Origin of the sequence: Brachymonas sp. J145 (assembly GCF_036312245.1) — a bacterium.
GTDB classification, from domain to species: Bacteria; Pseudomonadota; Gammaproteobacteria; order Burkholderiales; family Burkholderiaceae_C; genus Brachymonas; species Brachymonas wangyanguii.
On the sequence record NZ_JAZDCI010000004.1, the window covers coordinates 49,641 to 72,052 of the forward strand.

Below are 22,412 nucleotides of genomic sequence, written 5' to 3' on the forward strand. Positions count from 1 at the left end.
AAATCATGATTAAAGGGCAGTTTGCATGACTAACTATCTGCAGGAACCACGCTATACCACGGGCGATTGGCGCGCCAGCCATCTGGGCCGCCTGCTCGGCGAAGCCTTGCGCCGCTTTGATGCACGCGTGCTGCAGCTGATGGCACACGATCCCGAAGTGCCGCTGGCGCTGTCCAACTTGGCAGCGCGGCAGCAGGTGAGTGCGGCACATGTGCACATCACGCGGCATTTGTCCTTGCAAGGCAACCGGCTGACCGAGCTGGCCGAGGCTGCCGGCATGCGCAAGCAGGCCATGGCGGCCCTGGTGGACCAGTGCGAGGCCTGGGGCATCGTGCAGCGCGGGCCCGATCCGCGCGATGCGCGTGCGCGCCTGATCGTGTTCACGCCGCAGGGTCTGGCCTGGTTGGGTGGTTTTGAGCGCGCCGTGGCGCAGGCAGAGCGTGAATTTCGTGAGGCGGTGGGGACGGAGGTGGCGACGGTGGTGGCGCTGGGGCTGGAGGTGTACAACCAGTAAGCTAGGCCTGTCAGGGACTGTTGTTCAGGAGAATGGGGAGATCAGAATGAGATAACTGTCTGTACTGTGACATTTTTCACACTTGAGACTTAACCGACTAGCTTGGTTAAGAGATGCAAAAGATTGCAGGGGTTATATAACTTTTTTATGTAAATAGATGCATGCAACATGCTGCATTGGTTGCTTTGTCAATGATGAGGTGGAGACATGAACAAGTCGTATAAATCGGTCTGGAATGAGGCGCTGGGCGCTTGGGTCGCAGTTTCGGAAATAGAGTCGGCGCGTGGCAAGAAGAGCCACAAGGCGGTCCGGTCGGTCTTGGGCTTGTCGACGCCGGAAGACACGGGTGGTGGGCGCAAGTGGATGCTGCTGTCGGCAATGGTTGTGGCTTTGTCGGCTGTGCTGCCGTTGACGGTGCAAGCGCAACCGGTCGTCAAGTGCGAGATCGGTACCGGCGCGAGCAGCCTGCTATGTGATCCAGACAGGACCAATGGCGGCACGACATCGGCTTCCGGTGCCAGCGCGATCGCCATTGGCAAGGCGGCGAATGCGGCTGGTGATAGTGCCGTGGCGACCAACCAGGCGATTGCTGCAGGGCAGACGCACTACTACAGCGTCAACGATGGCGGCGTGCCTCAGGGCAACTACAACAACGATGGTGCCAGTGGCGTGAACTCGGTAGCCGCCGGCGTCAATGCGATGGCTTCCGGCGGCACTGCAGTCGCCATAGGCGACGGGGCATCCGCAAACACGAACGGCTCGCTCGCGTTGGGACGAGGTGCCGAGACCCAGCTGGCGTTTCCGTCCAACCCGAGTTCTGTCGGTAATGGCGAGAAATCGGTTGCGATCGGCTTTGGGGCAATCACCGCAGCAACCAGTTCGACGGCAATTGGCTATGGTGCAAAGACCTATGCGATCGACAACCTCCAGCCGCATAGCAGCGTGGCGATCGGTACCAGCTCGCTAGCCGGCGGCGTTGGTTCGACGACAGTGGGGTCGCAGTCCGGCATGGACACACATTCCCATGTCAACCTGGCGCTTGGCTGGAAAGTGGGTAACACGATCTATGGGACGGGGACCAACGTTGCCATCGGCAGCAACGGGACAGGCAGCAATTTGTTTGCCGATACCACCAATGTCCGAAACCAGGTGGCTGGAGAGAGCGTCGCAATCGGCATGAACGCCGGTTCGAACGTCAATGCGGCTCCTACCGGGTACTCCCACTACATGCCAGGACCAGGCCATAGCATTTTCATTGGAAATGGCGCAGGGAGCCCATCCACCGGCGACGTCAATGTGTTTGTCGGTCAACTTGCCGGCAGAAGTACAGTCGGCAGTTCGAACGTCGGCCTGGGTTTGTTCAGTGGTTGGTTTGTTAAGGGAGATCGCAACGTTGGTGTAGGCGAATTCGCAGGCGAAGGCGCAATTGGCAACAACAATTCATCGTATGGCTTCAATGCGGGCTCGCACCTGACTGGCGACGGCAATATTGCCATTGGTGAAAACTCCGCACGAAACACGACTGGCAATTACAACACCGCAATTGGCAAGGGTGCGGGTGCCAACACTATTGGCAGCGACAACCTTGCGTTGGGTAGCGGTGCAAATATGGCGGCGGGGACCGCACCGTTGACCGTTGATCGGGCAGTGGCGCTAGGCCAGAAAGCGGTGGCGGTCGGCAACGACTCAATCGCCCTGGGCACCATGTCCGTGGCAGGCACCACTAGCGGTCGCCATTGGCAAGGGCGCGCAGGCGCTGGGCAACCAGTCGATCAGCATTGGCACGGGTAACGTGGTCACTGGCCACAACTCCGGTGCCATCGGCGACCCGACCTACATCGACGCTGACAGCAGCTACGGGATCGGCAATAACAACGCGATCACCAGTGCGGCACCGAACGCGTTCATCCTGGGCAACAATAACGTTGTCAACTCCAGCAACACATATGTTCTTGGCAGCAACGTCAATAACTCGGCTACTGCTGGCGCGACACCCGTTCCCTACGGCAAGACGGCCGAGAACTCGGTCTATCTGGGTGACAACAGCACGGCCAGTACGGCCAGCGGCATAGGTACGGCCAACCTTACCCGTACCTATACGGCTGGCACCACCACGACAGGGGGCCTGACCGGGACCGTGGATACGGCCACGGTGCAAGGCATCACCTACGGCGGCTTTGCCGGTAAGACCAGCGTGGGTGCGGTGTCGGTTGGCGCAGCCGGCGAGGAGCGCCGCATCCAGAACGTCGCTGCGGGTGAAATCAGTGCCACCAGCACCGATGCCATCAACGGCAGCCAGCTGTATGCGACGGCCGACAAGCTGGTCACGACTGGCCTGAACTTCACTGATGCCGCCGGCACCAATATCGTGCACAAGGATCTGGGTGGCACGCTGCCCATCATTGGCGCGACGACTCAGGTGGCGGCAGGCCTGTCGGCTGATGCCGCAGTAGCCGGACCGTACACGGCCAAGAACGTGCAGACGTTTGCCGATAAGGCGACTGGCCAGATTCAGGTGCAGATGGCAGATAACCCGGTGTTCTCGAACGTGCAGGCCACGACGCTGACCACCACGGGAGCGGTGAATGTCGGTGGTCCGTTGACAGTGACGGGCGGCACAACGCTGAACGGCCCGCTGGTGGTGAACAACACGGCAACTTTCAACCAGGGTGCCGACATGGCCGGCAACAAGATCGTCAACGTAGCCAAGGGCACCGATGATACCGATGCCGTGAACGTCAGCCAGCTGAACCAGCTGAAGACAGATGGCCTGAACTTCAGTGGCAACGAGGGCAGCACGGAGCACCGTGATCTGGGCCAGACGCTGGCGATCCGCGGCCTGGCATCGGCGGCAGGCAGCTATAGCGGCACCAACCTGAAGACGGTGACCGATTCTGCAACGGGCGCGATCCAGCTGCAAATGGCGGATTCGCCCAAGTTTGGCAATGTGACCATCAACGCCGACGGCGGTGGCAAGATCACTGGCGTGACGGCCGGCACGGCGGCGACCGATGCGGTCAACGTCAGCCAGCTCAACAGCGTGCAGCAGATCGCCAACAAGGGCTGGAACCTGGCCACTGACACGGGTACCGCCAGCAACGTCAAGCCCGGCGATACCGTGCAGCTGACCAACATCGATGGCAACATCCTGATCAGCAATATCGGCAACACGGCGACCTTCAATCTGGCCAACAACCTGAACGTTGACAGCGTGAATGCCGGCGGCACCGTCATCAACAACGAGGGCCTGACCGCAGGCAACACCAAGGTCACCAGCAACGGCCTGGAGATCAATGGTGGCCCGAGCGTGACCCAGGGCGGCATCAATGCAGCCGGCACCACCATCAGCAACGTCAAGGCCGGCGTGGCAGATACCGATGCCGTCAACTACGGCCAGCTGAAGGACGTGGCGGCTGTGGCCAATGCCGGCTGGGACATCGGCAATGCCGCTGGCAAGGTCGGCAACGTGGCCCCAGGCAAGCGCGTGGACTTTGTTGCAGGTAACACCAGCACGCGTGTGGATGTAACGCAGGATGCCACCGGCACGTCCAAGGTGACGGTCTCGGCTGCTCCGTCTGCGCTGCAGTACACCACGACCAACACCGCAGCCGGTGGCAACACGCCCGCGGCAGATCCGTTCACCAGCACCAGCCAGGTGACGCTGGTCGGCCCGAATGGCGATACCAGCAGCGGCGTCACGATCAACAACGTGGCACCGGCGACCCTGTCGGCTGACAGCAAGCAGGCCGTGAATGGCAGCCAGCTGCACCAGACTGGCCAGAACATCGCCAACGTGCTAGCACCTACAACGCCACGACCAACACCGTGAATGCGGGCCTGAATGTGGGAGGCAAGACCTACACCACGGTCAACGACGCGCTGCAGGCAGTGGACCTGACTGTCAATCCGGGCTGGAACCTGCAGGCCAATGGTGGTACCAGCAGCCATATCGCTGGCAATGACACTGTCAACGTGATCGATGGCAAGAACACCACGGTGTCGCTGCGCGACAAGCAGCTGCAGGTGAACGTGGTGGACAACCCGACCTTTACCGGCGAAGTGACCTTGCAGGGCGGAACTACCGTGGGCGATCACCTGACGGTGCAGAAAGGTGCCACGGTGAACATGGGCGGCAACACGATCAACAACGTGGCTCCAGGCGAAGTCAGCGCGACCAGCACGCAGGCCGTCAATGGCTCCCAGTTGTTTGCCGTCGATCAGAAGATCAGCAATCTGGGTGACCAGATCAACGGCGTCGCCAAGGATACCTATGCCGGCGTCGCCAATGCCATTGCTACGGCCTCGATCCCGCAGGTGACGATGCCGGGTGCCAAGGGCGTGGCTGTAGCCGGTGGTACCTACCATGGCCAGTCCAGCATGGCGGTGGGTGTCTCCGGCATGTCGGACAACGGCAAGTGGATCTTCAAGGGCAACCTGTCGACCAACACGCAAGGGCACCTGGGTGCCGGCGTAGGTGCGCTCTACCAGTGGCGCTGACGGGATCCGGCGTCACGCCTGCCGCGTGACGCCGACCCGGATCATGGATTCAATACATTCAATCTGGAGCAAAGAACATGAACAAGCACACACTGGGCCGCCTGACGGGCGCACTGCTGACCGTGGTAGCGGCCGCCGGACTGGCCGCCTGTACCTCCACCGTGAGCCGTGGCGTGAATGACCAGGGCCAGGCCGACGAGATTATCTTCCCTGACATCGACAAGACCTCGGGCATCCACGAAGGCATCTTCCCGAACGTGGAAAACCTGCGCAAGATCAGCAATGGCGTCACCAAGGATGACCTGTACTACCTGATCGGGCGTCCGCACTTCCGCGAGACCCTGGGCGCGCGCGAATGGGACTACGTGATGAAGTTCCGCGAAGTGCCGCATGGTCCAGTCACGATCTGCCAGTACAAGGTGATCTTCGACAAGGACATGAAGGGCCAGTCCTTCTACTGGGCCCCGGAGGATTGCGCACGCTTCGTGAATGGCCAGCCGCTGGCAGCGCCGGCCAAGTCGCACGTGATCAGCCTGAAGGGCGATACGCTGTTCCGTTTTGACGGTTCGGCACTGGCTGACATGCTGCCGGGTGGCCGCTCCGAACTGGACCGCCTGGCCGGTGAGCTGCGCCAGCTGGACAGCAACTCGCACATGCGCGTGGTGGGCCATACCGACCGACTGGGCAGCGATGCCTACAACCTGGCGCTGTCGCAGCGTCGTGCAGAAACCGTGCGTCGCTATCTGGTCGATCAGGGCGTGCCCGCGGCCAACATCTCTGCCGCAGGCATGGGCGAAAGCCAGCCGGTGGTGCAGTGTACCGATACCGCGCGCGCAGCACTGGTCGCCTGCCTGCAGTCGAACCGCCGCGTTGATGTGGAGATCAGTGGCGCGCGCTGATCGTTATCCCCTCGCCGGATGAAGGGAAACCGCATGCATGTACTGCATGCGGTTTTTTCATGGGCGAGGAGCCGGGCGGGCGCTGCTGCGCCCGATGATCAGCTGTTGTCTTCGCCGCGCTTGTCAGAATGCGCCTGATACGCCTTGCCACGTCCGCGTGCCGAGGCGTGGATCTTCATGTTGACCGGATCCTGCTTCAGCACGTTCTGGCGCAAGGCTGCCGGCTGGATGTCGGTCGGCATCGCGCCATGCGCCTGGGCACTGGCCTTGCCGCTGATATCGGTGTGCTGCTCCATGGCATCGTGCAGCGGGTTGTCGTGCGCCTCGCGTGAGGCCGCCAGGGCATCGCGCACATCCTGCTTCAGGGTTTCGATGTCCATGGCCGGACTGTCATCGGCAGCGGCCTGGCGGGTCTGCTTGCGTTTGGCTCCGGACTTCTTGCCCATCACCTTGCCAGCGGTTTCGGTCACCTTGTCCAGGCGCAGCTGGAAACGCTGCAGCACATCGGCCAGCACGTCGGACTTGAGTTGTGTGCGGGCGTTTTCACCACCGTGCTGGGAGCGTGCCGTCTTGCCTTCGGCGGTGCGGCTGGTCCGGGTTTCCACCGTCTGGCGGCGATACAGGTCACGGTACTTGTCGCGCAGGCTGCGGCTACGGTCAATCGCCTTGCGCAGCTGCTGGACACTCAGCTGGCCGATCGACTGGCGGCGGCTGTCCTGGAACAGGCTCAGTTCATCAGGGGTCAGCAGCGGGCGGACTTGGCGCAGGGTATAGGTCGTCATGGCGTGTCTCCTTCTCGTGTTGAACCATGACTTCAGCCTAAATGGCCAGGGCGCATGCCGGTGTCAGACAAGGGCGGACATGGCTGTAGTGCCAAGCGTGCAATCTGTCTGCAGGATGGGCGCATCAGTGGCAAATATCACGACCGTTCACAAATTGCTGCGGCGCGTCATCCTTCCGTAACGTCATAGGGAGTAAGATTGCTGCGTTGCAACAAAATTGAAGAAGAACACCATGAACCTCCACGACCTGCCCACCTCCCTCGAAGAGACCCTGTTCAACCCGGCCGCCGTGCGTCTGGATGGCAAGCGCATCCTGATCCTGGGCGTGGCCAATGCCAGCTCCATCGCCTACGGCTGTGCCGCTGCCATGCGCAGCCTGGGTGCCGAGCTGGCGCTGACCTACCTGAATGACAAGGCCAAGCCGCATGTGCAGCCGCTGGCCGAGCAGCTGGGCGTGGCGCCCGAGCTGTTCATGCCGATGGACCTGCGCCAGGAAGGCTCGCTGGAGGCGGTGTTCGAGACCGTGCGCCAGCAGTGGGGCAAGCTGGATGCCGTGGTGCACTCGATTGCCTTTGCCCCGGCACAGGACCTGCACGGTCCGCTGGTGGACAGTTCGGCCGACGGCTTCCTGCAGGCCATGGACATTTCCTGCCACTCCTTCATCCGCACCGCCAAGCTGGCGGTCCCGCTGATGACAGATGGTGGCCAGCTGATTTCCATGAGCTACCATGGTGCCCAGGAAGTGGTGGACAACTACGGCCTGATGGGCCCGGTCAAGGCGGCGCTGGAGTGCACCGTGCGCTACTTGGCCAACGAGCTGGGCGAGCAGAACATCCGCGTCAACGCCGTGTCTCCCGGCCCGATGCGTACCCGCGCCTCCTCCGGCATCAACGAGTTTGACGCCCTGATCGAGGACGCCGTGACGCGCGCCCCGCTGGGTCGCCTGGTGACGCTGGAAGAAGTCGGTTATGCCGCTGCCCAGCTGTGCACCCTGGCCGGTAGCGGCCAGACCGGCAGCGTGGTCTATGTGGACGGTGGCCACAACATCAAGGCCTGATTCCCGTCGGCTTGCATGACAAGGGCGCGCTGGCAACAGCGCGCCCTTGTTGTTTCCGGAAGGCCGGATTCAGCGCCGCGTGGCGGGGCTGGTCGGTGATTGCGGTGTGCTGGCGGCAGCCGCGCCGGAAGCGGCGCTCGCTGGCGGACGTGGCTGGAAGATCTGGTACAGCGCACCCGCCGGTGCCGGCAGGTAGGGACTGCTGGCCGGTGCTAGGGTTGCCGCGGCAGAAGCCGGCGACGAAGCCGCAGAGGCCGGCGTAGTGGCCGCTGCCGGGGCGACATTGGCAACGGTAGCGGCTGGCAACGGCGCGCTCGCCATGGCCTCGGTGCTGCGCACCGCCATCGGCAGGCCGTTGCCGTTCTGCGTCAGCATCGCCGTGCCCTTGGGGGGCCAGGGCATGTCGGCCACGCGCAGCGGCGTGCCCATCGGGCGGCTGCTGCGGCCGACCGAGGTGGCGGCGATATCGGCTTCGTTCGGGTATTGGCCCATCAGCCAGTAGTCGAGCACGCGGCGCGCGATCGGGGCTGCGGCGGTGGCACCAAAACCGGCGTTTTCCACGATCACGGCCACGGCAATCGTCGGATTGTCGGCCGGCGCAAACGCCACGTAGAGCGAGTGGTCACGCTTGCGCTCGGCCAGTGCGGCCGCGTTGTAGCGCTGGCCCTGCGCAATCGATACCGCCTGGGCAGTACCGGTCTTGCCGCCGCTCAGGTAGCCGGCACCGGCAAACACGCCGCGGCCGGTACCTTCCAGCGTCACGCCCACCATGCCGTTCTTGACCATGGTGATGTGCTCGGGCTGGTAGCCCAGGTCCTGCGCCGGGTCCCGCTCCGGCGTGTGCAGCTGGCGCGTTTCCGGATCCTGCAGCGATTGCACCACGCGCGGCTCGTACTTGTGGCCGCCGTTCACCAGCGTCGCCAGCGCATTCGCCAGCTGCAGCATGGTGAAGCTGTTGTAGCCCTGGCCAATGCCGAGCGAAATCGTCTCGCCGGCCAACCACTTCTGCTGGGCCGCGCGCTTGTAGGTGTTGCGCTTCCATTCCGGGCTCGGCAGGATGCCGCGCGTCTCGCCGCGCATGTCGATGCCGGAGGACTGGCCAAAGCCGAGCGGTGCCATGAAATCATGGATCTTCTGCACGCCCATCTCGTGCGCCAGCGAGTAATAGTAGACGTTGCTCGACTTGACGATGCTGCGGTGCAGGTTGACGCTGCCCAGCGCATGGCCGCTGCGGAAGCGGTGGCTGCCGAACATGTAGTAGCCGGGATCGTGGATCGTGGTGCCGGCGGTGCGGGTGCCGGTTTCCAGTGCCGCCAGCGCCATGAAGGGCTTGTAGGTGGAGCCGGGCGGGTAGGTGCCGCGGATCGCGCGGTTCAGCAAGGGCGTGTCCGGCGAGTTGTTCAGCGCATTCCAGCTCTCGTGGTCGATGCCGTCGACAAACAGGTTGGGATCGAAGGTCGGGGCGCTGACCAGTGCCAGCACCTGGCCGTCACGCGGATCGATCGCCACCAGCGCGCCACGGCGCTTGCCGAACAGCTGCTCCACCATCATCTGCAGCTTGATGTCGACCGACAGGATCACGTTCTGTCCCGGCGTGGACGGGGTGCTGGCGAGCCGGCGCACGACAAAGCCGCCGGCGGTGGTTTCCATCTGCTCGCGGCCGGAGGTGCCGTGCAGCTGCTCCTCGTAGGCCTGCTCCACGCCGAGCTTGCCGATATGCTCGGTGCCCTTGTAGTTGTCGGCCAGGTCGCTGTCCTCGATGCGTTCCTTCTCGCGCTGGTTGATGCGGCCGATATAGCCGATCAGATGGCTGCCGGCTTCGGTGTACGGGTAGTAGCGGTAGAGCCGGGCATTGATGGCCACGCCCGGAAAACGGTAGCGCTGTGCCGAGAAGCGCGCGATTTCTTCCTCGCTCAGGCGGCTGCGCAGCGGCACTGCCTCGAAGCTGCGGCTGTCCTGGCGCAAGCGCTTGAAGCGGCGCCGATCGGCATCGGAAATCGGGATGATCTCGGCCAGCGCATCAATCGTCTCGTCCACGTCATCGATCTTGCTGGGCGTCAGCTCCAGCGTGTAGGCCGAGTAGTTGGTCGCCAGCACGATGCCGTTGCGGTCCATGATCTGGCCGCGGCTGGGCACGATCGGCAGCAGGGCGGTGCGGTTGCGTTCGGCCTGTTCCAGGTAGGTGTCGTGGCGCGCGATCTGCAGCACGCTCCAGCGCCAGACCAGCAGGCTGAAGCAGATCAGCACCAGCGCGCCCATGGCCAGCAGGCGCAGCCGGAAGGCGCTCTGCTGCGCCTCGGCGTTGCGGATATCACTGGCGGAATGCAGTCCGGACATCATGGCCACAGGCGGCTCACAGTGGACGCGTCAGGTCGCGGTCGGGCGCGAGGCGCTGCGGTGCCAGCAGCAGCAGGCTGATGAAGGGCCACAGCACGGCCTCGATCACCGGCGCCAGCAACAGCGACCAGCCGGGAAAATCGCCACCGGCAATCAGGCGCAGCAGCCACAGGCAGCCATGGCCCAGCAGCAGGATGCCGAACACCTGCAGCATCTGCGACCAGGGCGAGAACCATTGCAGGTGGCGGCGCGACAGGTGCATCAGGCAGGCCACGATGCTGTAGGCCAGCGCGTGCATGCCGAGCAAGGTCGTGTGGTGCACGTCCATCACCAGCCCGCACAGGAAGGCGATCGTCACGCCGACGAACAGCGGCTGCTGCAATACCCAGAAGGCCAGCACCAGCAGCAGGATGTCGGGCACCCAGGGCGTGCGGCCAAACGGCAGCAGGTTCAGCAGCAGCGCCACGAACAGGCTGCCGACGATGAACCAGGGCTTGACGGGCAGCAGCAGCTGCTCGGTGCGGTGCAGGCTCATGGCGCGCTCCCTGTCGATGCCGGCTGGCTGGCGGCATCAGCCGCGGCTGCGGCGGCCTCCTGCTGCACCACCGGTTGCGGATCCAGCACCAGCACATAGCCGAGCGCCAGCGGGCGTGCCGAAGGCTGCACCTGCACGCGCGAGAACGAGGTGCTGCTCTGGCGTTCGACCACGGTCACGGTACCGACCGGCAGGCCGGCCGGGTAGATGCCGCCGCTGCCGCTGGTGGTGAGCACGTCACCGACCTGGAAATCGGCATTGTGCGAGACAAAGCGCACTTCCAGCATGCCGGCTTGGGAAGCTTCGCCATCGCCAAAGGCCAGGCCACGCTGGCCGCTGCGCGTGTTGAGGATGGGCACGGAATACTCGGGGTTGTCGATCAGCGAGACTTCGCTGCTGAGCGGGAACACGCGGATCGTCTGGCCGAGCAGGCCGGTGGAGTCGATCACCGGCGAGCCCAGTGCCACGCCCTGGGCGCTGCCCTTGTTGATGACGACCTTGCGCGTGAACGGATCGGGCGCGATATAGACGATCTCGGCGGCGCGTGCCTGGATCGGCAGCGCCTGCTGCAGGCTGAGCATCTGGCGCAGTTGTTCGTTTTCACGCTGCAGCAGCTCGGCGCGCTGGGCCTTGAGTGCCTGCTGTGCAATCAGCAGGGCGGCCTGCTCCTGGCTCTGGCGCGCGCTGTCCAGCGTGGTGACGTAATCGCCCATCAGGTTGACCGATTTCACCGGTTGCGCGCTCAGCCACTGCAGCGGCGCCAGCACGGTGGCCAGCACCGATCGCGCCGAATTGCCCACCTGAAAGCGGCTGTCGGCCAGCATCAGGAACACCGCCACGATGGCGGCGATGCCCAGTTGGGTCAGGGGAGACGGCCCGCGATGGAACAGGCGGGGCGTGCTGCGTTCCAGGGTGTCCAGGGCCATGGCAGGCGTATCTGGCAGAACCGGCGTGCAGCCGGCTCCGACAGAACTCAGTCGTCGGTGAAGATGCTGCCGAGGCGGTCCATGCGCTCCAGCGCGATGCCGCAGCCGCGCACCACGCAGGACAGCGGGTCTTCGGCCACCAGCACCGGCAGGCCGGTTTCTTCGGCCAGCAGGCGATCCAGGTCACGCAGCAGGGCGCCACCGCCGGTCAGCATCATGCCGCGGTCGGCAATGTCGGCACCCAGTTCGGGCGGGGTCTGCTCCAGCGCGGTCTTGACGGCGCTGACGATCTGGTTGAGCGGCTCGCTCAGCGCCTCGAGGATCTCGTTGCTGCTGATGGTGAAGCTGCGCGGCACGCCTTCGGACAGGTTACGGCCCTTGACTTCCATCTCCTTGACTTCGGAGCCGGGGAAGGCAGAACCGATTTCCTTCTTGATCGCCTCGGCGGTCTGCTCGCCGATCAGCATGCCGTAGTTGCGGCGGATGTAGTTGATGATGGCGTCGTCGAAACGGTCGCCACCGACGCGCACGCTGCCCTTGTAGACCATGCCGCCCAGGCTGATCACGCCGACTTCGGTGGTACCGCCGCCGATGTCGACCACCATCGAGCCGCTGGCTTCGGACACCGGCAGGCCGGCACCGATGGCGGCGGCCATGGGCTCCTCGATCAGGAACACGTCGCTGGCGCCGGCGCCAAGGGCCGCGTCACGGATGGCGCGCTTCTCGACCTGGGTCGAGCCGCAGGGCACGCAGACAATGATGCGCGGGCTGGGGCGCAGCACCGAGCGCGGATGCACCATCTTGATGAACTGCTTGATCATCTGCTCGGTGACGACGAAATCGGCGATCACGCCGTCCTTCATCGGGCGGATCGCGTCGATGTTGCCGGGCACCTTGCCAAGCATCGCCTTGGCGTCACGGCCGACGGCCTGGATCACCTTGCGGCCGTTGGGGCCGCCTTCGTGGCGGATCGCCACGACGGAGGGCTCGTCCAGGACGATGCCCTTGTCACGGGTGCAGATCAGGGTGTTGGCGGTGCCGAGGTCGATGGCCAGGTCAGTCGAGAAGTACCGGCGGAAACCAGAAAACATGGGTAGGATCCTTCAAGCCCGTCGCAAGAGATGCCTGCGGCGGCGCTGCATATGGGGGAAGTGTCTGTTTCGGGAAGGGGATGCGGGCGCTGCGGGCACCATGGCGATCGTCTTGGACAGGACGTTGGCAACGGCATTGCGCACGGCCATTCGCAGACCGGTTCCAAACCTAGGATAATACCTTATCCGCCGTATTGCGTCAGTATCCGAACGTCACTTTTGGCGTCCGGTCAAGCCCTTTTGTTGCATTGCACCATCAGCCCTGCAGCAGCTGCCCGGCACTGGCGTGGCGTTCATCCGACAAGAGATTGCTCCATGTCCCTTACCGCAGAAAATATCGCCTCCATTGCCAAGCTGTCCCGGCTGTCGCTGACCGCCGAGGAAAGCCCGCGCCTGCAGGATCATCTCAACCAGTTTTTCGACACCGTGGTCGGTGCCATGCAGGAGGTGGACACCACCGGCGTGCAGCCGCTGGCACACCCGACTGACGTGATGCAGGAAGTGGCCCTGCGCCTGCGCGACGACGTCGCCAGCGAACCCAACCAGCGCGAAGCCAACCAGCGCAGCGCCCCGGCGGTCGAGAACGGCCTGTTCCTGGTGCCCAAGGTGATCGAGTAAGGCCGCGTGCCTCCCACAGACCCGCAACAGATTTCCACCATGAGCGAATTCCACACCCAAACCGTGGCCGGACTGGGCCGCCTGCTGCAGAGCGGCCAGGCCAGTGCCACCGAACTGGCGCAGCATTTCCTGGCCCGTAGCCAGGCCCGCGCCGATATCAACGCCTACCTGAGCATCGATGCCGATGCCACGCTGCAGCAGGCAGCCCAGGCCGATGCGCGCATCGCCGCCGGCCAGGCCACGCCGCTGACCGGCGTGCCGATCGCGCACAAGGACGTGTTCGTCACGCGCGAGTGGCCGACTACCGCCGCCAGCAAGATGCTGGAAGGCTACCGCAGCCCGTTTGACGCCACCGTGGTGGCACGCCTGGGCTTTGGCAACCAGGACCAGGGCGGTCAGGATGCCGGTGCCGGCATGGTCACGCTGGGCAAGCTGAACATGGACGAATTTGCCATGGGCGCGGGCACCGAAAACTCCGCCTTCGGCAAGACGCTCAACCCCTGGGACCTGACGCGTGTGCCGGGTGGCTCCTCGGGCGGCAGCTCGGCGGCGCTGGCGGCGCAGCTGGCCCCCTGTGCCACCGGCTCCGATACCGGCGGCTCGATCCGCCAGCCGTCCTCGTTCTGTGGCGTCACCGGCATCAAGCCGACCTATGGCCGCGTCAGCCGCTACGGCATGATTGCCTACGCCAGCAGCCTGGACCAGGCCGGCCCGATGGCACACACGGCCGAGGACTGCGCGCTGCTGCTGAGCGCCATGAGCGGTGTGGATGCCGACCGTGATGCCACGTCGCTTGATGTGCCGGTCGAGGATTACAGCCTGAAGCTGAACGACAGCATCGACGGCCTGCGTATCGGCGTGCCGCGCGAGTTCATGGACGAAGGCCTGAGCGACGACGTGCGCGCCGCCGTGCAGGAGGCGCTGAAGGAATACGAAAAGCTGGGCGCGAAGCTGGTGGACATTTCCCTGCCGCTGGTGCCGGTGAGCATTCCGGTCTACTACATCATTGCCCCGGCCGAAGCCAGCAGCAATTTGAGCCGTTTCGATGGCGTGCGTTACGGCCATCGTGCTGCCCGGTACGGTGATTTGACCGACATGTACGAGAAGACACGCGAAGAAGGTTTTGGTGAAGAGGTCAAGCGCCGCATCCTGACCGGCACCTATGTGCTGAGCCATGGCTACTACGATGCCTACTACCTGAAGGCACAGCAGATCCGCCGCTTGCTGGCCGAGCAGTTGCAGCAGGCGTTTGCCCAGTGCGACCTGATCGCCGGCCCGGTGGCCCCGCGTGTGGCCGGCAAGCTGGGTGCCGAGAAGAGCCCGCTGGATGATTACCTGGCCGACATCTACACGCTGTCGGCATCGCTGGCCGGCCTGCCGGCGATGAGCGTGCCGGCCGGTTTCGGCGAGGCCGGCATGCCGGTTGGTCTGCAGTTGATTGGCAACTACCTGCAGGAAGGCCGCCTGCTGAACGCCGCCCACCGCTTCCAGCAAGCCACCGACTGGCATCAGCGCGCGCCGCAAGGAATCTGAGCACCATGAGCAAGAGCACAACGCAACTCGTCCAGGGCTATGAAGTCGTGATCGGCTTCGAGACGCATGCCCAGCTGTCGACCCAGAGCAAGATTTTCAGTCGCACCAGCATCGCCTTTGGTGCCGAACCCAACACCCAGGCCAGCGCCGTCTGCCTGGCGCTGCCGGGCACGCTGCCGGTGATGAACCGTGCCGTGGTTGATCGCGCCATCCGCTTCGGTCTGGCAGTGGGTTCGCATATCGCGCCGCGCAGCATTTTTGCGCGCAAGAACTATTTCTACCCGGACCTGCCCAAGGGCTACCAGATCAGCCAGTTCGAGATTCCGGTGGTGCAGGGCGGCGAGGTATCGTTCTACGTTGGTGACGAGAAGAAGACGGTGCGCCTGGTGCGTGCCCACCTGGAAGAAGATGCCGGCAAGTCGCTGCACGAGGATTTCATCGGCCAGAGCGGCATCGACCTGAACCGCGCCGGCACGCCGCTGCTGGAAATCGTGACCGAGCCCGACATGCGCAGCACCGAGGAGGCCGTGGCCTATGCCAAGGAGCTGCACAAGATCGTGACCTGGATCGGCATCTGTGACGGCAACATGCAGGAAGGCTCGTTTCGCTGCGATGCCAACGTCAGCGTGCGCAAGCCGGGTGAGCCGCTGGGCACGCGCCGCGAGATCAAGAACCTCAACAGCTTCCGCTTCATGCAGCAGGCGATCGATTACGAGATCCGCTGGCAGATCGAGCAGCTGGAAGACGGCTACGAGATCCAGCAGGCTACCGTGCTGTTCGATCCCGACACCGGCGAGACGCGCGCCATGCGGACCAAGGAAGATGCGGCCGATTACCGCTATTTTCCCGATCCCGACCTGCCGCCACTGGTGATTGCGCCTGAATGGGTGGCGCAAGTGCAGGCCGACATGCCGGAACTGCCGCGCCAGATGGCCGAGCGCTTTGTCCATGATTACGGTCTGCCCGAATACGATGCCAGCCAGCTGACGCTGAGCCGCGACATGGCGGCCTTCTTCGAGCAGGTGGCGCAGGCCAGCGGCCAGCCCAAGCTGAGCAGCAACTGGGTCATGGGCGAGCTGTCGCGCCGCCTGAATGCCGACGAGATCGAGGTCGCGCAAAGCCCGGTATCTGCCACGCAGCTGGCGGCGCTGATCCAGCGCATTGCCGACAGCACCATCAGCAACGCCGCCGGCCGCCAGGTGTTCGAGGCGCTGTGGACCGGTGAAGGCAACGAAGTCGATGCCCTGATCGAGGCCAAGGGCCTGAAGCAGATGAACGATACCGGCGCGCTGGAAGCCATCATCGACGAGGTGATCGCGGCCAACCCGGGCAACGTCGAACAATACAAGGCGGGCAAGGACAAGGCCTTCAACGCCTTGGTCGGCCAGGTCATGAAGGCCAGCAAGGGCAAGGCCAACCCGGGCCAGGTCAACGCGCTGCTGAAGCAGAAACTGGGCTGAGCCCCGCATCGATACGGAGACACGCGATGTCCATGCAATTGACGATTCTCGGCTGCGGCAACATGGGCCGCGCCATCCTCAGCGGCGTGCTGCGTGCCGGCCTGGTGCCGGCGCAGCAGGTGCGCATCACCTCGCTCAACGCCGCCGATGCGCAGTCCATGGCCGACGAGCTGGGCGTGCAGGTGGCTGCCAGCAACACCGAGGCGGTGCAGCAGGCCGATGTCATCATCCTCGGCGTCAAGCCGCAGCAATATGCCGATCTGGCGGCCGAGATCCGTCCGCAGCTCAAGCCCGGCGTGCTGCTGGTATCGATTGCCGCCGGCATGACGATGGAGCGCCTCGAAACCATGTACGGCAGCGAGGCCAGACTGTTCCACGTGATGCCCAACACGCCGGCGCTGATCGGCCAGGGCATGACGGCGATCGCGCCGAATGCGCCGGTCACGCCGGATGAGCTGGAACTGGTCAAGTCGCTGTTTGCGGCCTGTGGCGAGGTGGTGCAGATTGGCGAGAAGGACTTCAGCGCCTTCATGGCGCTGGCTAGCTGCTCGCCGGCCTTCATCGATATCCTGATCGAGTCCATGGCCGATGCCGGCGTCGCTGCCGGCCTGCTGCGCGCCGATGCCCAGCGCATCGCGGCCCAGGCTGTGGCCGGATCGGCCCGCATGGTGCTGGACACCGGCGAGCACCCCGGGGTGTTGAAAGACCGGGTCTGCTCGCCCGGCGGCACCACGATTGCCGGCGTGAATGCGCTCGATGCCCATGGTTTCCGCCATGCGGTCAAGCAGGCGATTGCCGCCTGCATCGCGCGCGACCGCGAATTGCAGGGCTGATTCCGTCCCCCCTTGCCTGCCGATCCAGCGCCTGCCCATGCTCCGCTTGCCTTCCCTTCCCCTGCGTGACTGGGCGCGCGACATGTCGACCACCGCCTGGGTGGCCGGTTTTGTCGCCACGCTGGTCGGCTTTACCAGCTCGGTCGCCATCATCTTCCAGGCCGCGCATGGCCTGGGCGCGACGACCGAAGAAACCGCGTCCTGGATCTGGGCGTTGTGCATCGCCTGCGGCCTGACCAGCCTGGTGCCTTCGCTGCTGCTGCGCAAGCCGGTGATGATGGCCTGGTCCACGCCGGGCGCGGTGGTGCTGGCCACGGCTGCCGCCACTGGCCAGTTCACGCTGAGCCAGGCGGTGGGCGCCTTCATGGTCAGCTCGCTGCTGATCGTGGCCAGCGGCGTCAGCGGCTGGTTCGAGCGCATCATGGACCGGATTCCGATGGCGGTGGCAGCGGCACTGCTGGCAGGCGTGCTGGCACGCTTTGCCATGCAGGCCTTTGGTGCCGCCACCACGGCGCCGGGGCTGGTGCTCTGCATGCTGCTGGTCTATCTGCTGGGCAAACGTTTCAGCGCGCGCTACGCCATGCTCTGGACGCTGATCGCCGGCATCGCCTGGGCCGCGCTCACCGGCATGCTCGATACCTCGGCGCTGGCCTTTGGCCTGGCGCGGCCGGTGTTCATGGAGCCGGATTTCCACTGGCAGGCGATTGTCAGCATGGCGCTGCCGCTGTTCGTCGTCACCATGGCATCGCAGAACCTGCCTGGCGTGGCGGCCTTCCGTGCTGCCGGCTATGCGCTGCCGGTATCGCCGCTGATCACGCTGACCGGCATGGTGTCGCTGGTGCTGGCGCCGTTTGGCTGCTATGCGATCAACTTCAGCGCCATCACCGCCAGCATCTGCATGGGCCGCGAGGCGCATGAAGACCCGACGCGGCGCTACATGGCAGCCGTGGTCTGGGGCCTGCTGATGATCGTGATCGGCATTGGCGGCGTGATGGTGGCCGGCCTGCTGGCGGCCTTCCCGCTGCAACTGGTGCAGGCGGTGGCCGGGCTGGCGCTGCTGTCCACGATTGCCAGCAGCCTGGTGGCGGGCCTGGGCCCGGAACGTCATCGCGAAGTGGCGGTGATCACCTTCCTGGTCACGCTCAGCGGCGTCGAGCTGCTCGGCATCGGTTCGGCCTTCTGGGGCGTGGTCGCCGGCATGGTCGCACTGCTGGTGCAGGAAGGCGTACCGCGCCGACGGGTGTGAGCCAAACAGGGTAAAGTGCAGGGTCAGATTGCCTGAAAGGAACCCCATGCACCTGCTGTTTGTTGCCGACCCGATCGAATCCTTCGTCATCTACAAGGACACTACCTTTGCCATGATGCGCGAGGCGCAGGCGCGTGGTTACCGCATCAGCGTGTGCGAGCCGGCCGACCTGAGCTGGGTGGCGCACAGCCAGTCCGGCCAGCAGCTGGTGACAGCCGATGTGCGCGACATCACGCTCACCGGCGAGAAGCCGCAGTGGTTCCGCGCCGAGCAGCAGGGCAGCGAGCGCCGCGTCGCCGCGCTGCGCGATTTTGACGCCGTGCTGATGCGCAAGGATCCGCCCTTCGATGCCGAATACATCTACTGCACGCACCTGCTGACGCAGGCCGGCCGCGAGGGCGCACGCGTGTTCAACCGCCCGGGCGCACTGCGCGAGCAGCCGGAAAAGCTCTCCATCCTCGAATTCCCGCAGTTCATCGCGCCGACGCTGGTGACGCGCCGCGCCGCCGACATCCGCGCCTTCCATGCCGAGCACCAGGACATCATCCTGAAGCCGCTGGACGGCATGGGCGGTGCCGGCATTTTCCGCGTCAAGGCCGACGGCCTGAACCTGGGCAGCATCATCGACACGCTGAATCAGGGTGGCCAGAACACGGTGATGGTGCAGAAGTTCCTGCCGGAAATCGCCGAGGGCGACAAGCGCGTGCTGATCATTGGCGGCGAGCCGGTGCCGTTCTGTCTGGCGCGCATTCCGCAGGGTGGCGAGGTGCGCGGCAACTTGGCCGCCGGCGGCAAGGGCGTGGCGCAGCCGCTGAGCGATGCCGACCGTGCCACGGCGTTGGCGATTGGCGAGGCGCTGGCACCGCGTGGCTTGCTGCTGATCGGCCTGGACATCATCGGCACCAAGGTGACCGAGATCAACGTCACCAGCCCGACCTGCTTCCAGGAAATCCACGACCAGATGGGTTGCAACGTGCCGGCGCTGTTCATTGATGCGCTGGAACGTGCCCTGCAGCAGGGCTGAGTCCCGGCGGAGCAGGCGCAGATGGTGTGGCCTTTCCTCAGCCGGACCTCGCCGGCGCGCCAGCCTGCCGACGCAGAGAGCGCGTGCCGGCCTGCCTTTGCACTGACGGTAGAGGTGCACCGGCCGTTCCACGCCGCGCTCGGCGATGTACGCAAGGCGCTGGAGGCCGAGGACTTGCAGATCTGGCAGGAGCAGGATCTGTCCGATGCCGCAGCGCGCCGCAACCAGGTGCTGCTGTCGGTCTGCGCACCGCGCGTGCTGGAGCAGGTGCGGCAGATCGATCCGGACCTGTGCGTGCTGCTGCCGCTGCGAGCCAGCGTGCGTGAACTGGCACCCGGACAGGTGCGCGTGGCCCTGCAGGATCCCTTGACGGGTGCCGCTGCTGGCGAGGACTGGCAACGCCTGTGCCAGCTGCACTACGGCCTGCTGCGCCGCGTGGTGGACCGCCTGCTGATCGGCCCGCCGGATGTATTCTGAAAACCCACTGTTACACTCGGTCAAATCTTGTCATGTGCCAGGAATACAGACAGAATCCCCAATATCAGTGTGGATTTTGTAGCCTTTGGTGGTCATCCCGTTCTGCACTGCAAATGCATCTATAACGCAAGCACGCATGTGCAGACAGGAGAAAATGCCCATGGCCTACAAGAAACTCAATGCCTTGACCGCGGCGGTCATCACGGCCCTGACCCTCGGACTCGTTGGCTGTGGCAATGACCAGAAGCCTGCAGCCCCGACGGCTGCCCCGGCCGCCTCTGCTGCTGCCAGCGCTGCTGCTTCTGCACCGGCTTCCGCCACGGCAGCGGCACCGGCTGCTGCGGTCCGCAATGAGCTGATCAAGCCGATTCCGGTGGCCGAGATCAAGGATCCGGCCATGGTCGAACTGGGCAAGAAGCTGTTCTTTGATCCGCGCCTGTCGCGCTCCGGCGGTTTCTCCTGCAACTCCTGCCACAACCTGAGCATGGGTGGCTCTGACAACCTGGCCGCTTCCATCGGCGACCGCTGGCAGAAGGGCGGCATCAACTCGCCCACCGTGCTGAACTCCAGCCTGAACATCGCCCAGTTCTGGGACGGCCGCGCCAAGGACCTGAAGGAACAGGCCGGCGGCCCGATTGCCAACCCGGTGGAAATGGCCTTCACGCACGATCTGGCCGTGGCCCTGCTGGAAACCATTCCGGGCTACAAGCAGGAATTTACCGAGGTCTTCAAGAGCGACAAGATCGATATCGACCAGGTGACGACGGCGCTGGCGGCTTTCGAGGAAACGCTGGTCACGCCCAACTCCCGTTTCGACAAGTGGCTGCTGGGTGACGACTCGGCCATCACCGCCGACGAGCTGGCGGGTTACGAGCTGTTCAAGTCGGCTGGCTGCGTGGCCTGCCACAACGGCCCCAACGTGGGCGGTGCCTCATTCCAGAAAATGGGCGTGGTCGAAGCCTACAAGACGGCACACACGGCCCAGGGCCGCATGGACGTGACCAAGTCTGACCAGGACCGCTTCCTGTTCAAGGTGCCGACGCTGCGTAACGTGGAACTGACCTATCCCTACTTCCACGATGGCGCGGCCATGACGCTGACCGAAGCCGTGGACACCATGGGCAAGCTGCAGTTGGGCCGCACCTTCACGGAAGACGAGAACGCCAAGATCGTCGCCTTCCTGAAGACGCTGACCGGCGACCAGCCGAACTTTGCACTGCCGCAACTGCCGGTGTCGGGTGACAGCACGCCGCGTCCCGATCCCTTTGCCAAGCAATAATCCGCTGCGCTGAGGCGCAAACGACAAGGCCTTCCACCCGCAAGGGGGAAGGCCTTTTTGCTGCCTGCCGTGTCAGTTCCGGCGTGAGGGATCAAACGCCGCGTGCGCGATCGGCGTGGAACTGCTGCACGAAGGCCTCGAAACGGTTGGCATCCATGGCATCGCGGATTTCCTGCATCAGGTTCAGGTAGTAGTGCAGGTTGTGGATGGTGGTGAGCATCGGGCCGAGCATCTCGCCGCACTTTTCCAGGTGGTGCTGGTAGGCGCGGCTGAAGCCGTCACGGCCGCCTTCGGCGTAGGGGATGCCGCTGGCGCCGGCACAGGCGTAGCAGCTGCAGGTCTCGTCCAGCGGGCGCGGATCGGTCTTGTGGCGCGCATTGCGGATCTTCAGGTCGCCAAAGCGCGTGAACACATGGCCGTTGCGCGCATTGCGCGTCGGCATCACGCAGTCGAACATGTCGACGCCGTGCTGCACGCCAAACACCAGGTCTTCCGGCGTGCCTACGCCCATCAGGTAGCGCGGCTTGTGCTCGGGCAGGCGGTGCGGCGTGTAGGCGGTGAGGCGCTGCATGTCCTCCTTCGGCTCGCCAACGCTGACGCCACCCACCGCATAGCCGGGAAAATCCATCTCGACCAGCTGTTCAAGCGACTCCTGGCGCAGGTGCTCGAACATGCCGCCCTGGACGATGCCGAACAGCGCGTTCGGGTTCTCCAGCCGGGCGAATTCGTCCTTGCAGCGCTGCGCCCAGCGCAGGCTCAGCTCCATCGATTCACGCGCTTCCTTCTCGGTAGTGAGATGGCCGTGCGTCTCGTAAGGCGTGCACTCGTCGAACTGCATCACGATGTCGGAGTTCAGCACGGTCTGGATCTGCATGCTGATCTCGGGCGTGAGGAACAGCTTGTCGCCGTTGACCGGGCTGGAAAAACGCACGCCTTCCTCGCTGATCTTGCGCATGTCGCCCAGGCTCCAGACCTGGAAACCGCCGCTATCGGTCAGGATCGGCTTGTGCCAGTTTTCGAACTGGTGCAGGCCGCCAAACTGCTGCATGATGTCCAGCCCCGGACGCATCCAGAGGTGGAAGGTGTTGCCGAGGATGATTTGTGCGCCCATCTCGTGCAGGCTGCGCGGCATCACGCCCTTGACGGTGCCATAGGTGCCCACGGGCATGAAGATGGGGGTCTCGACCACGCCATGGTTGAGCGTGAGCCGGCCACGGCGCGCCTGGCCGTGGGTGGAGAGAAGATCGAATTGCAGCATGGCGACCGATTGTAGGGCCTGGCTGCGCCGGCGTCATGTGTGGCGC

Annotated in this window: 19 protein-coding genes and 1 pseudogene; 14 read left to right on the top strand and 6 right to left on the bottom strand. The window is 64.5% G+C overall.

Features of this window, described 5'->3' with window-relative positions:
• Positions 1-25 precede the first annotated feature (25 nt).
• From V1261_RS05480 to V1261_RS05500, 5 genes and pseudogenes are all read left to right on the top strand, one after another.
• Positions 26-514: a MarR family winged helix-turn-helix transcriptional regulator gene (locus V1261_RS05480; protein WP_329770618.1), complete on the top strand. Its 489-nt coding sequence runs from the start codon at positions 26-28 to the stop codon at positions 512-514.
• Positions 515-721: 207 nt separating this feature from the next.
• Positions 722-2,305: an ESPR-type extended signal peptide-containing protein gene (locus tag V1261_RS05485; protein ID WP_329770619.1), complete on the top strand. Its 1,584-nt coding sequence runs from the start codon at positions 722-724 to the stop codon at positions 2,303-2,305.
• A gap of 445 nt (positions 2,306-2,750) precedes the next feature.
• A pseudogene (locus V1261_RS05490) lies at positions 2,751-4,295 on the top strand (beta strand repeat-containing protein); the annotation flags it as partial.
• A gap of 44 nt (positions 4,296-4,339) precedes the next feature.
• A complete protein-coding gene (locus V1261_RS05495; protein WP_329770621.1) occupies positions 4,340-5,011 on the top strand; it encodes a YadA family autotransporter adhesin in 672 nt (223 codons plus the stop codon).
• Between the two features lie 77 nt (positions 5,012-5,088).
• A complete protein-coding gene (locus tag V1261_RS05500) occupies positions 5,089-5,910 on the top strand; it encodes an OmpA family protein (RefSeq protein ID WP_018716177.1) in 822 nt (273 codons plus the stop codon).
• 98 nt (positions 5,911-6,008) lie between these two features.
• Here the strand turns inward: V1261_RS05500 and V1261_RS05505 are convergent, their stop codons facing one another.
• Positions 6,009-6,692: a hypothetical protein gene (locus tag V1261_RS05505; RefSeq protein ID WP_018716178.1), complete on the bottom strand. Its 684-nt coding sequence runs from the start codon at positions 6,690-6,692 to the stop codon at positions 6,009-6,011.
• A gap of 232 nt (positions 6,693-6,924) precedes the next feature.
• Here V1261_RS05505 and fabI point away from each other — a divergent pair, with 232 nt between their 5' ends.
• Positions 6,925-7,749, top strand: a complete 825-nt coding sequence (gene fabI, locus V1261_RS05510) for an enoyl-ACP reductase FabI (RefSeq protein ID WP_329770622.1) — start codon at positions 6,925-6,927, stop codon at positions 7,747-7,749.
• Positions 7,750-7,818: 69 nt separating this feature from the next.
• Here fabI and mrdA read toward each other — a convergent pair whose 3' ends face one another.
• The 4 genes from mrdA to V1261_RS05530 are packed head-to-tail and all read right to left on the bottom strand — an operon-like array spanning position 7,819 to position 12,638.
• The gene (gene mrdA, locus V1261_RS05515) at positions 7,819-10,089 is read right to left on the bottom strand and encodes a penicillin-binding protein 2 (RefSeq protein ID WP_329770623.1); all 2,271 of its coding nucleotides are present in this window, start codon (positions 10,087-10,089) and stop codon (positions 7,819-7,821) included.
• 13 nt (positions 10,090-10,102) lie between these two features.
• On the bottom strand, positions 10,103-10,621 hold the full coding sequence (gene mreD, locus V1261_RS05520; protein WP_329770624.1) for a rod shape-determining protein MreD: 519 nt from the start codon (positions 10,619-10,621) through the stop codon (positions 10,103-10,105).
• Positions 10,618-11,547, bottom strand: coding sequence for a rod shape-determining protein MreC (mreC, locus tag V1261_RS05525; RefSeq protein ID WP_329770625.1), 930 nt, complete (start codon positions 11,545-11,547; stop codon positions 10,618-10,620). The genes mreD and mreC overlap by 4 nt, the downstream gene beginning before the upstream one ends.
• A gap of 47 nt (positions 11,548-11,594) precedes the next feature.
• Complete coding sequence (locus V1261_RS05530) at positions 11,595-12,638, bottom strand: rod shape-determining protein (protein WP_329770626.1); 1,044 nt, start codon at positions 12,636-12,638, stop codon at positions 11,595-11,597.
• A 315-nt stretch (positions 12,639-12,953) separates the two neighbouring features.
• Between V1261_RS05530 and gatC the strand changes: the two genes are divergently transcribed.
• The 8 genes from gatC to V1261_RS05570 all read left to right on the top strand — a co-directional run bounded on the left by gatC (position 12,954) and on the right by V1261_RS05570 (position 21,108).
• Positions 12,954-13,256 (top strand): Asp-tRNA(Asn)/Glu-tRNA(Gln) amidotransferase subunit GatC, encoded by a 303-nt coding sequence (gene gatC / locus V1261_RS05535; RefSeq protein ID WP_329770627.1) that lies wholly within the window; start codon positions 12,954-12,956, stop codon positions 13,254-13,256.
• A 39-nt stretch (positions 13,257-13,295) separates the two neighbouring features.
• The gene (gatA, locus tag V1261_RS05540; RefSeq protein WP_329770628.1) at positions 13,296-14,789 is read left to right on the top strand and encodes an Asp-tRNA(Asn)/Glu-tRNA(Gln) amidotransferase subunit GatA; all 1,494 of its coding nucleotides are present in this window, start codon (positions 13,296-13,298) and stop codon (positions 14,787-14,789) included.
• 5 nt (positions 14,790-14,794) lie between these two features.
• On the top strand, positions 14,795-16,249 hold the full coding sequence (gene gatB / locus V1261_RS05545) for an Asp-tRNA(Asn)/Glu-tRNA(Gln) amidotransferase subunit GatB (protein WP_329770629.1): 1,455 nt from the start codon (positions 14,795-14,797) through the stop codon (positions 16,247-16,249).
• A 32-nt stretch (positions 16,250-16,281) separates the two neighbouring features.
• Positions 16,282-17,082 carry a pyrroline-5-carboxylate reductase gene (gene proC, locus V1261_RS05550; protein ID WP_329770630.1) on the top strand — a complete coding sequence of 267 codons (801 nt, stop codon included), beginning with the start codon at positions 16,282-16,284 and terminating at the stop codon, positions 17,080-17,082.
• 82 nt (positions 17,083-17,164) lie between these two features.
• The gene (locus V1261_RS05555; RefSeq protein WP_329770752.1) at positions 17,165-18,328 is read left to right on the top strand and encodes a benzoate/H(+) symporter BenE family transporter; all 1,164 of its coding nucleotides are present in this window, start codon (positions 17,165-17,167) and stop codon (positions 18,326-18,328) included.
• Between the two features lie 46 nt (positions 18,329-18,374).
• Positions 18,375-19,352, top strand: coding sequence for a glutathione synthase (gene gshB, locus V1261_RS05560; RefSeq protein ID WP_329770631.1), 978 nt, complete (start codon positions 18,375-18,377; stop codon positions 19,350-19,352).
• A gap of 21 nt (positions 19,353-19,373) precedes the next feature.
• Complete coding sequence (locus V1261_RS05565; protein ID WP_329770632.1) at positions 19,374-19,829, top strand: DUF302 domain-containing protein; 456 nt, start codon at positions 19,374-19,376, stop codon at positions 19,827-19,829.
• A 160-nt stretch (positions 19,830-19,989) separates the two neighbouring features.
• A complete protein-coding gene (locus V1261_RS05570) occupies positions 19,990-21,108 on the top strand; it encodes a cytochrome-c peroxidase (RefSeq protein WP_329770634.1) in 1,119 nt (372 codons plus the stop codon).
• A 91-nt stretch (positions 21,109-21,199) separates the two neighbouring features.
• On the opposite strand, the gene tgt is transcribed toward V1261_RS05570, so the two are convergent.
• The gene (gene tgt / locus V1261_RS05575; protein WP_329770635.1) at positions 21,200-22,366 is read right to left on the bottom strand and encodes a tRNA guanosine(34) transglycosylase Tgt; all 1,167 of its coding nucleotides are present in this window, start codon (positions 22,364-22,366) and stop codon (positions 21,200-21,202) included.
• Positions 22,367-22,412 lie beyond the last annotated feature (46 nt).

Coding starts and splice junctions, on each gene's coding strand:
- mrdA (WP_329770623.1), bottom strand. CDS start 10,089: ATGATGTCCGGACTGCATTCCGCCAGTGATATCCGCAACGCCGAGGCG.
- V1261_RS05500 (WP_018716177.1), top strand. CDS start 5,089: ATGAACAAGCACACACTGGGCCGCCTGACGGGCGCACTGCTGACCGTG.
- V1261_RS05485 (WP_329770619.1), top strand. CDS start 722: ATGAACAAGTCGTATAAATCGGTCTGGAATGAGGCGCTGGGCGCTTGG.
- proC (WP_329770630.1), top strand. CDS start 16,282: ATGCAATTGACGATTCTCGGCTGCGGCAACATGGGCCGCGCCATCCTC.
- mreD (WP_329770624.1), bottom strand. CDS start 10,621: ATGAGCCTGCACCGCACCGAGCAGCTGCTGCTGCCCGTCAAGCCCTGG.
- mreC (WP_329770625.1), bottom strand. CDS start 11,547: ATGGCCCTGGACACCCTGGAACGCAGCACGCCCCGCCTGTTCCATCGC.
- gshB (WP_329770631.1), top strand. CDS start 18,375: ATGCACCTGCTGTTTGTTGCCGACCCGATCGAATCCTTCGTCATCTAC.
- fabI (WP_329770622.1), top strand. CDS start 6,925: ATGAACCTCCACGACCTGCCCACCTCCCTCGAAGAGACCCTGTTCAAC.
- V1261_RS05505 (WP_018716178.1), bottom strand. CDS start 6,692: ATGACGACCTATACCCTGCGCCAAGTCCGCCCGCTGCTGACCCCTGAT.
- V1261_RS05555 (WP_329770752.1), top strand. CDS start 17,165: ATGTCGACCACCGCCTGGGTGGCCGGTTTTGTCGCCACGCTGGTCGGC.
- gatA (WP_329770628.1), top strand. CDS start 13,296: ATGAGCGAATTCCACACCCAAACCGTGGCCGGACTGGGCCGCCTGCTG.
- gatB (WP_329770629.1), top strand. CDS start 14,795: ATGAGCAAGAGCACAACGCAACTCGTCCAGGGCTATGAAGTCGTGATC.
- V1261_RS05570 (WP_329770634.1), top strand. CDS start 19,990: ATGGCCTACAAGAAACTCAATGCCTTGACCGCGGCGGTCATCACGGCC.
- gatC (WP_329770627.1), top strand. CDS start 12,954: ATGTCCCTTACCGCAGAAAATATCGCCTCCATTGCCAAGCTGTCCCGG.
- tgt (WP_329770635.1), bottom strand. CDS start 22,366: ATGCTGCAATTCGATCTTCTCTCCACCCACGGCCAGGCGCGCCGTGGC.
- V1261_RS05530 (WP_329770626.1), bottom strand. CDS start 12,638: ATGTTTTCTGGTTTCCGCCGGTACTTCTCGACTGACCTGGCCATCGAC.
- V1261_RS05565 (WP_329770632.1), top strand. CDS start 19,374: ATGGTGTGGCCTTTCCTCAGCCGGACCTCGCCGGCGCGCCAGCCTGCC.
- V1261_RS05480 (WP_329770618.1), top strand. CDS start 26: ATGACTAACTATCTGCAGGAACCACGCTATACCACGGGCGATTGGCGC.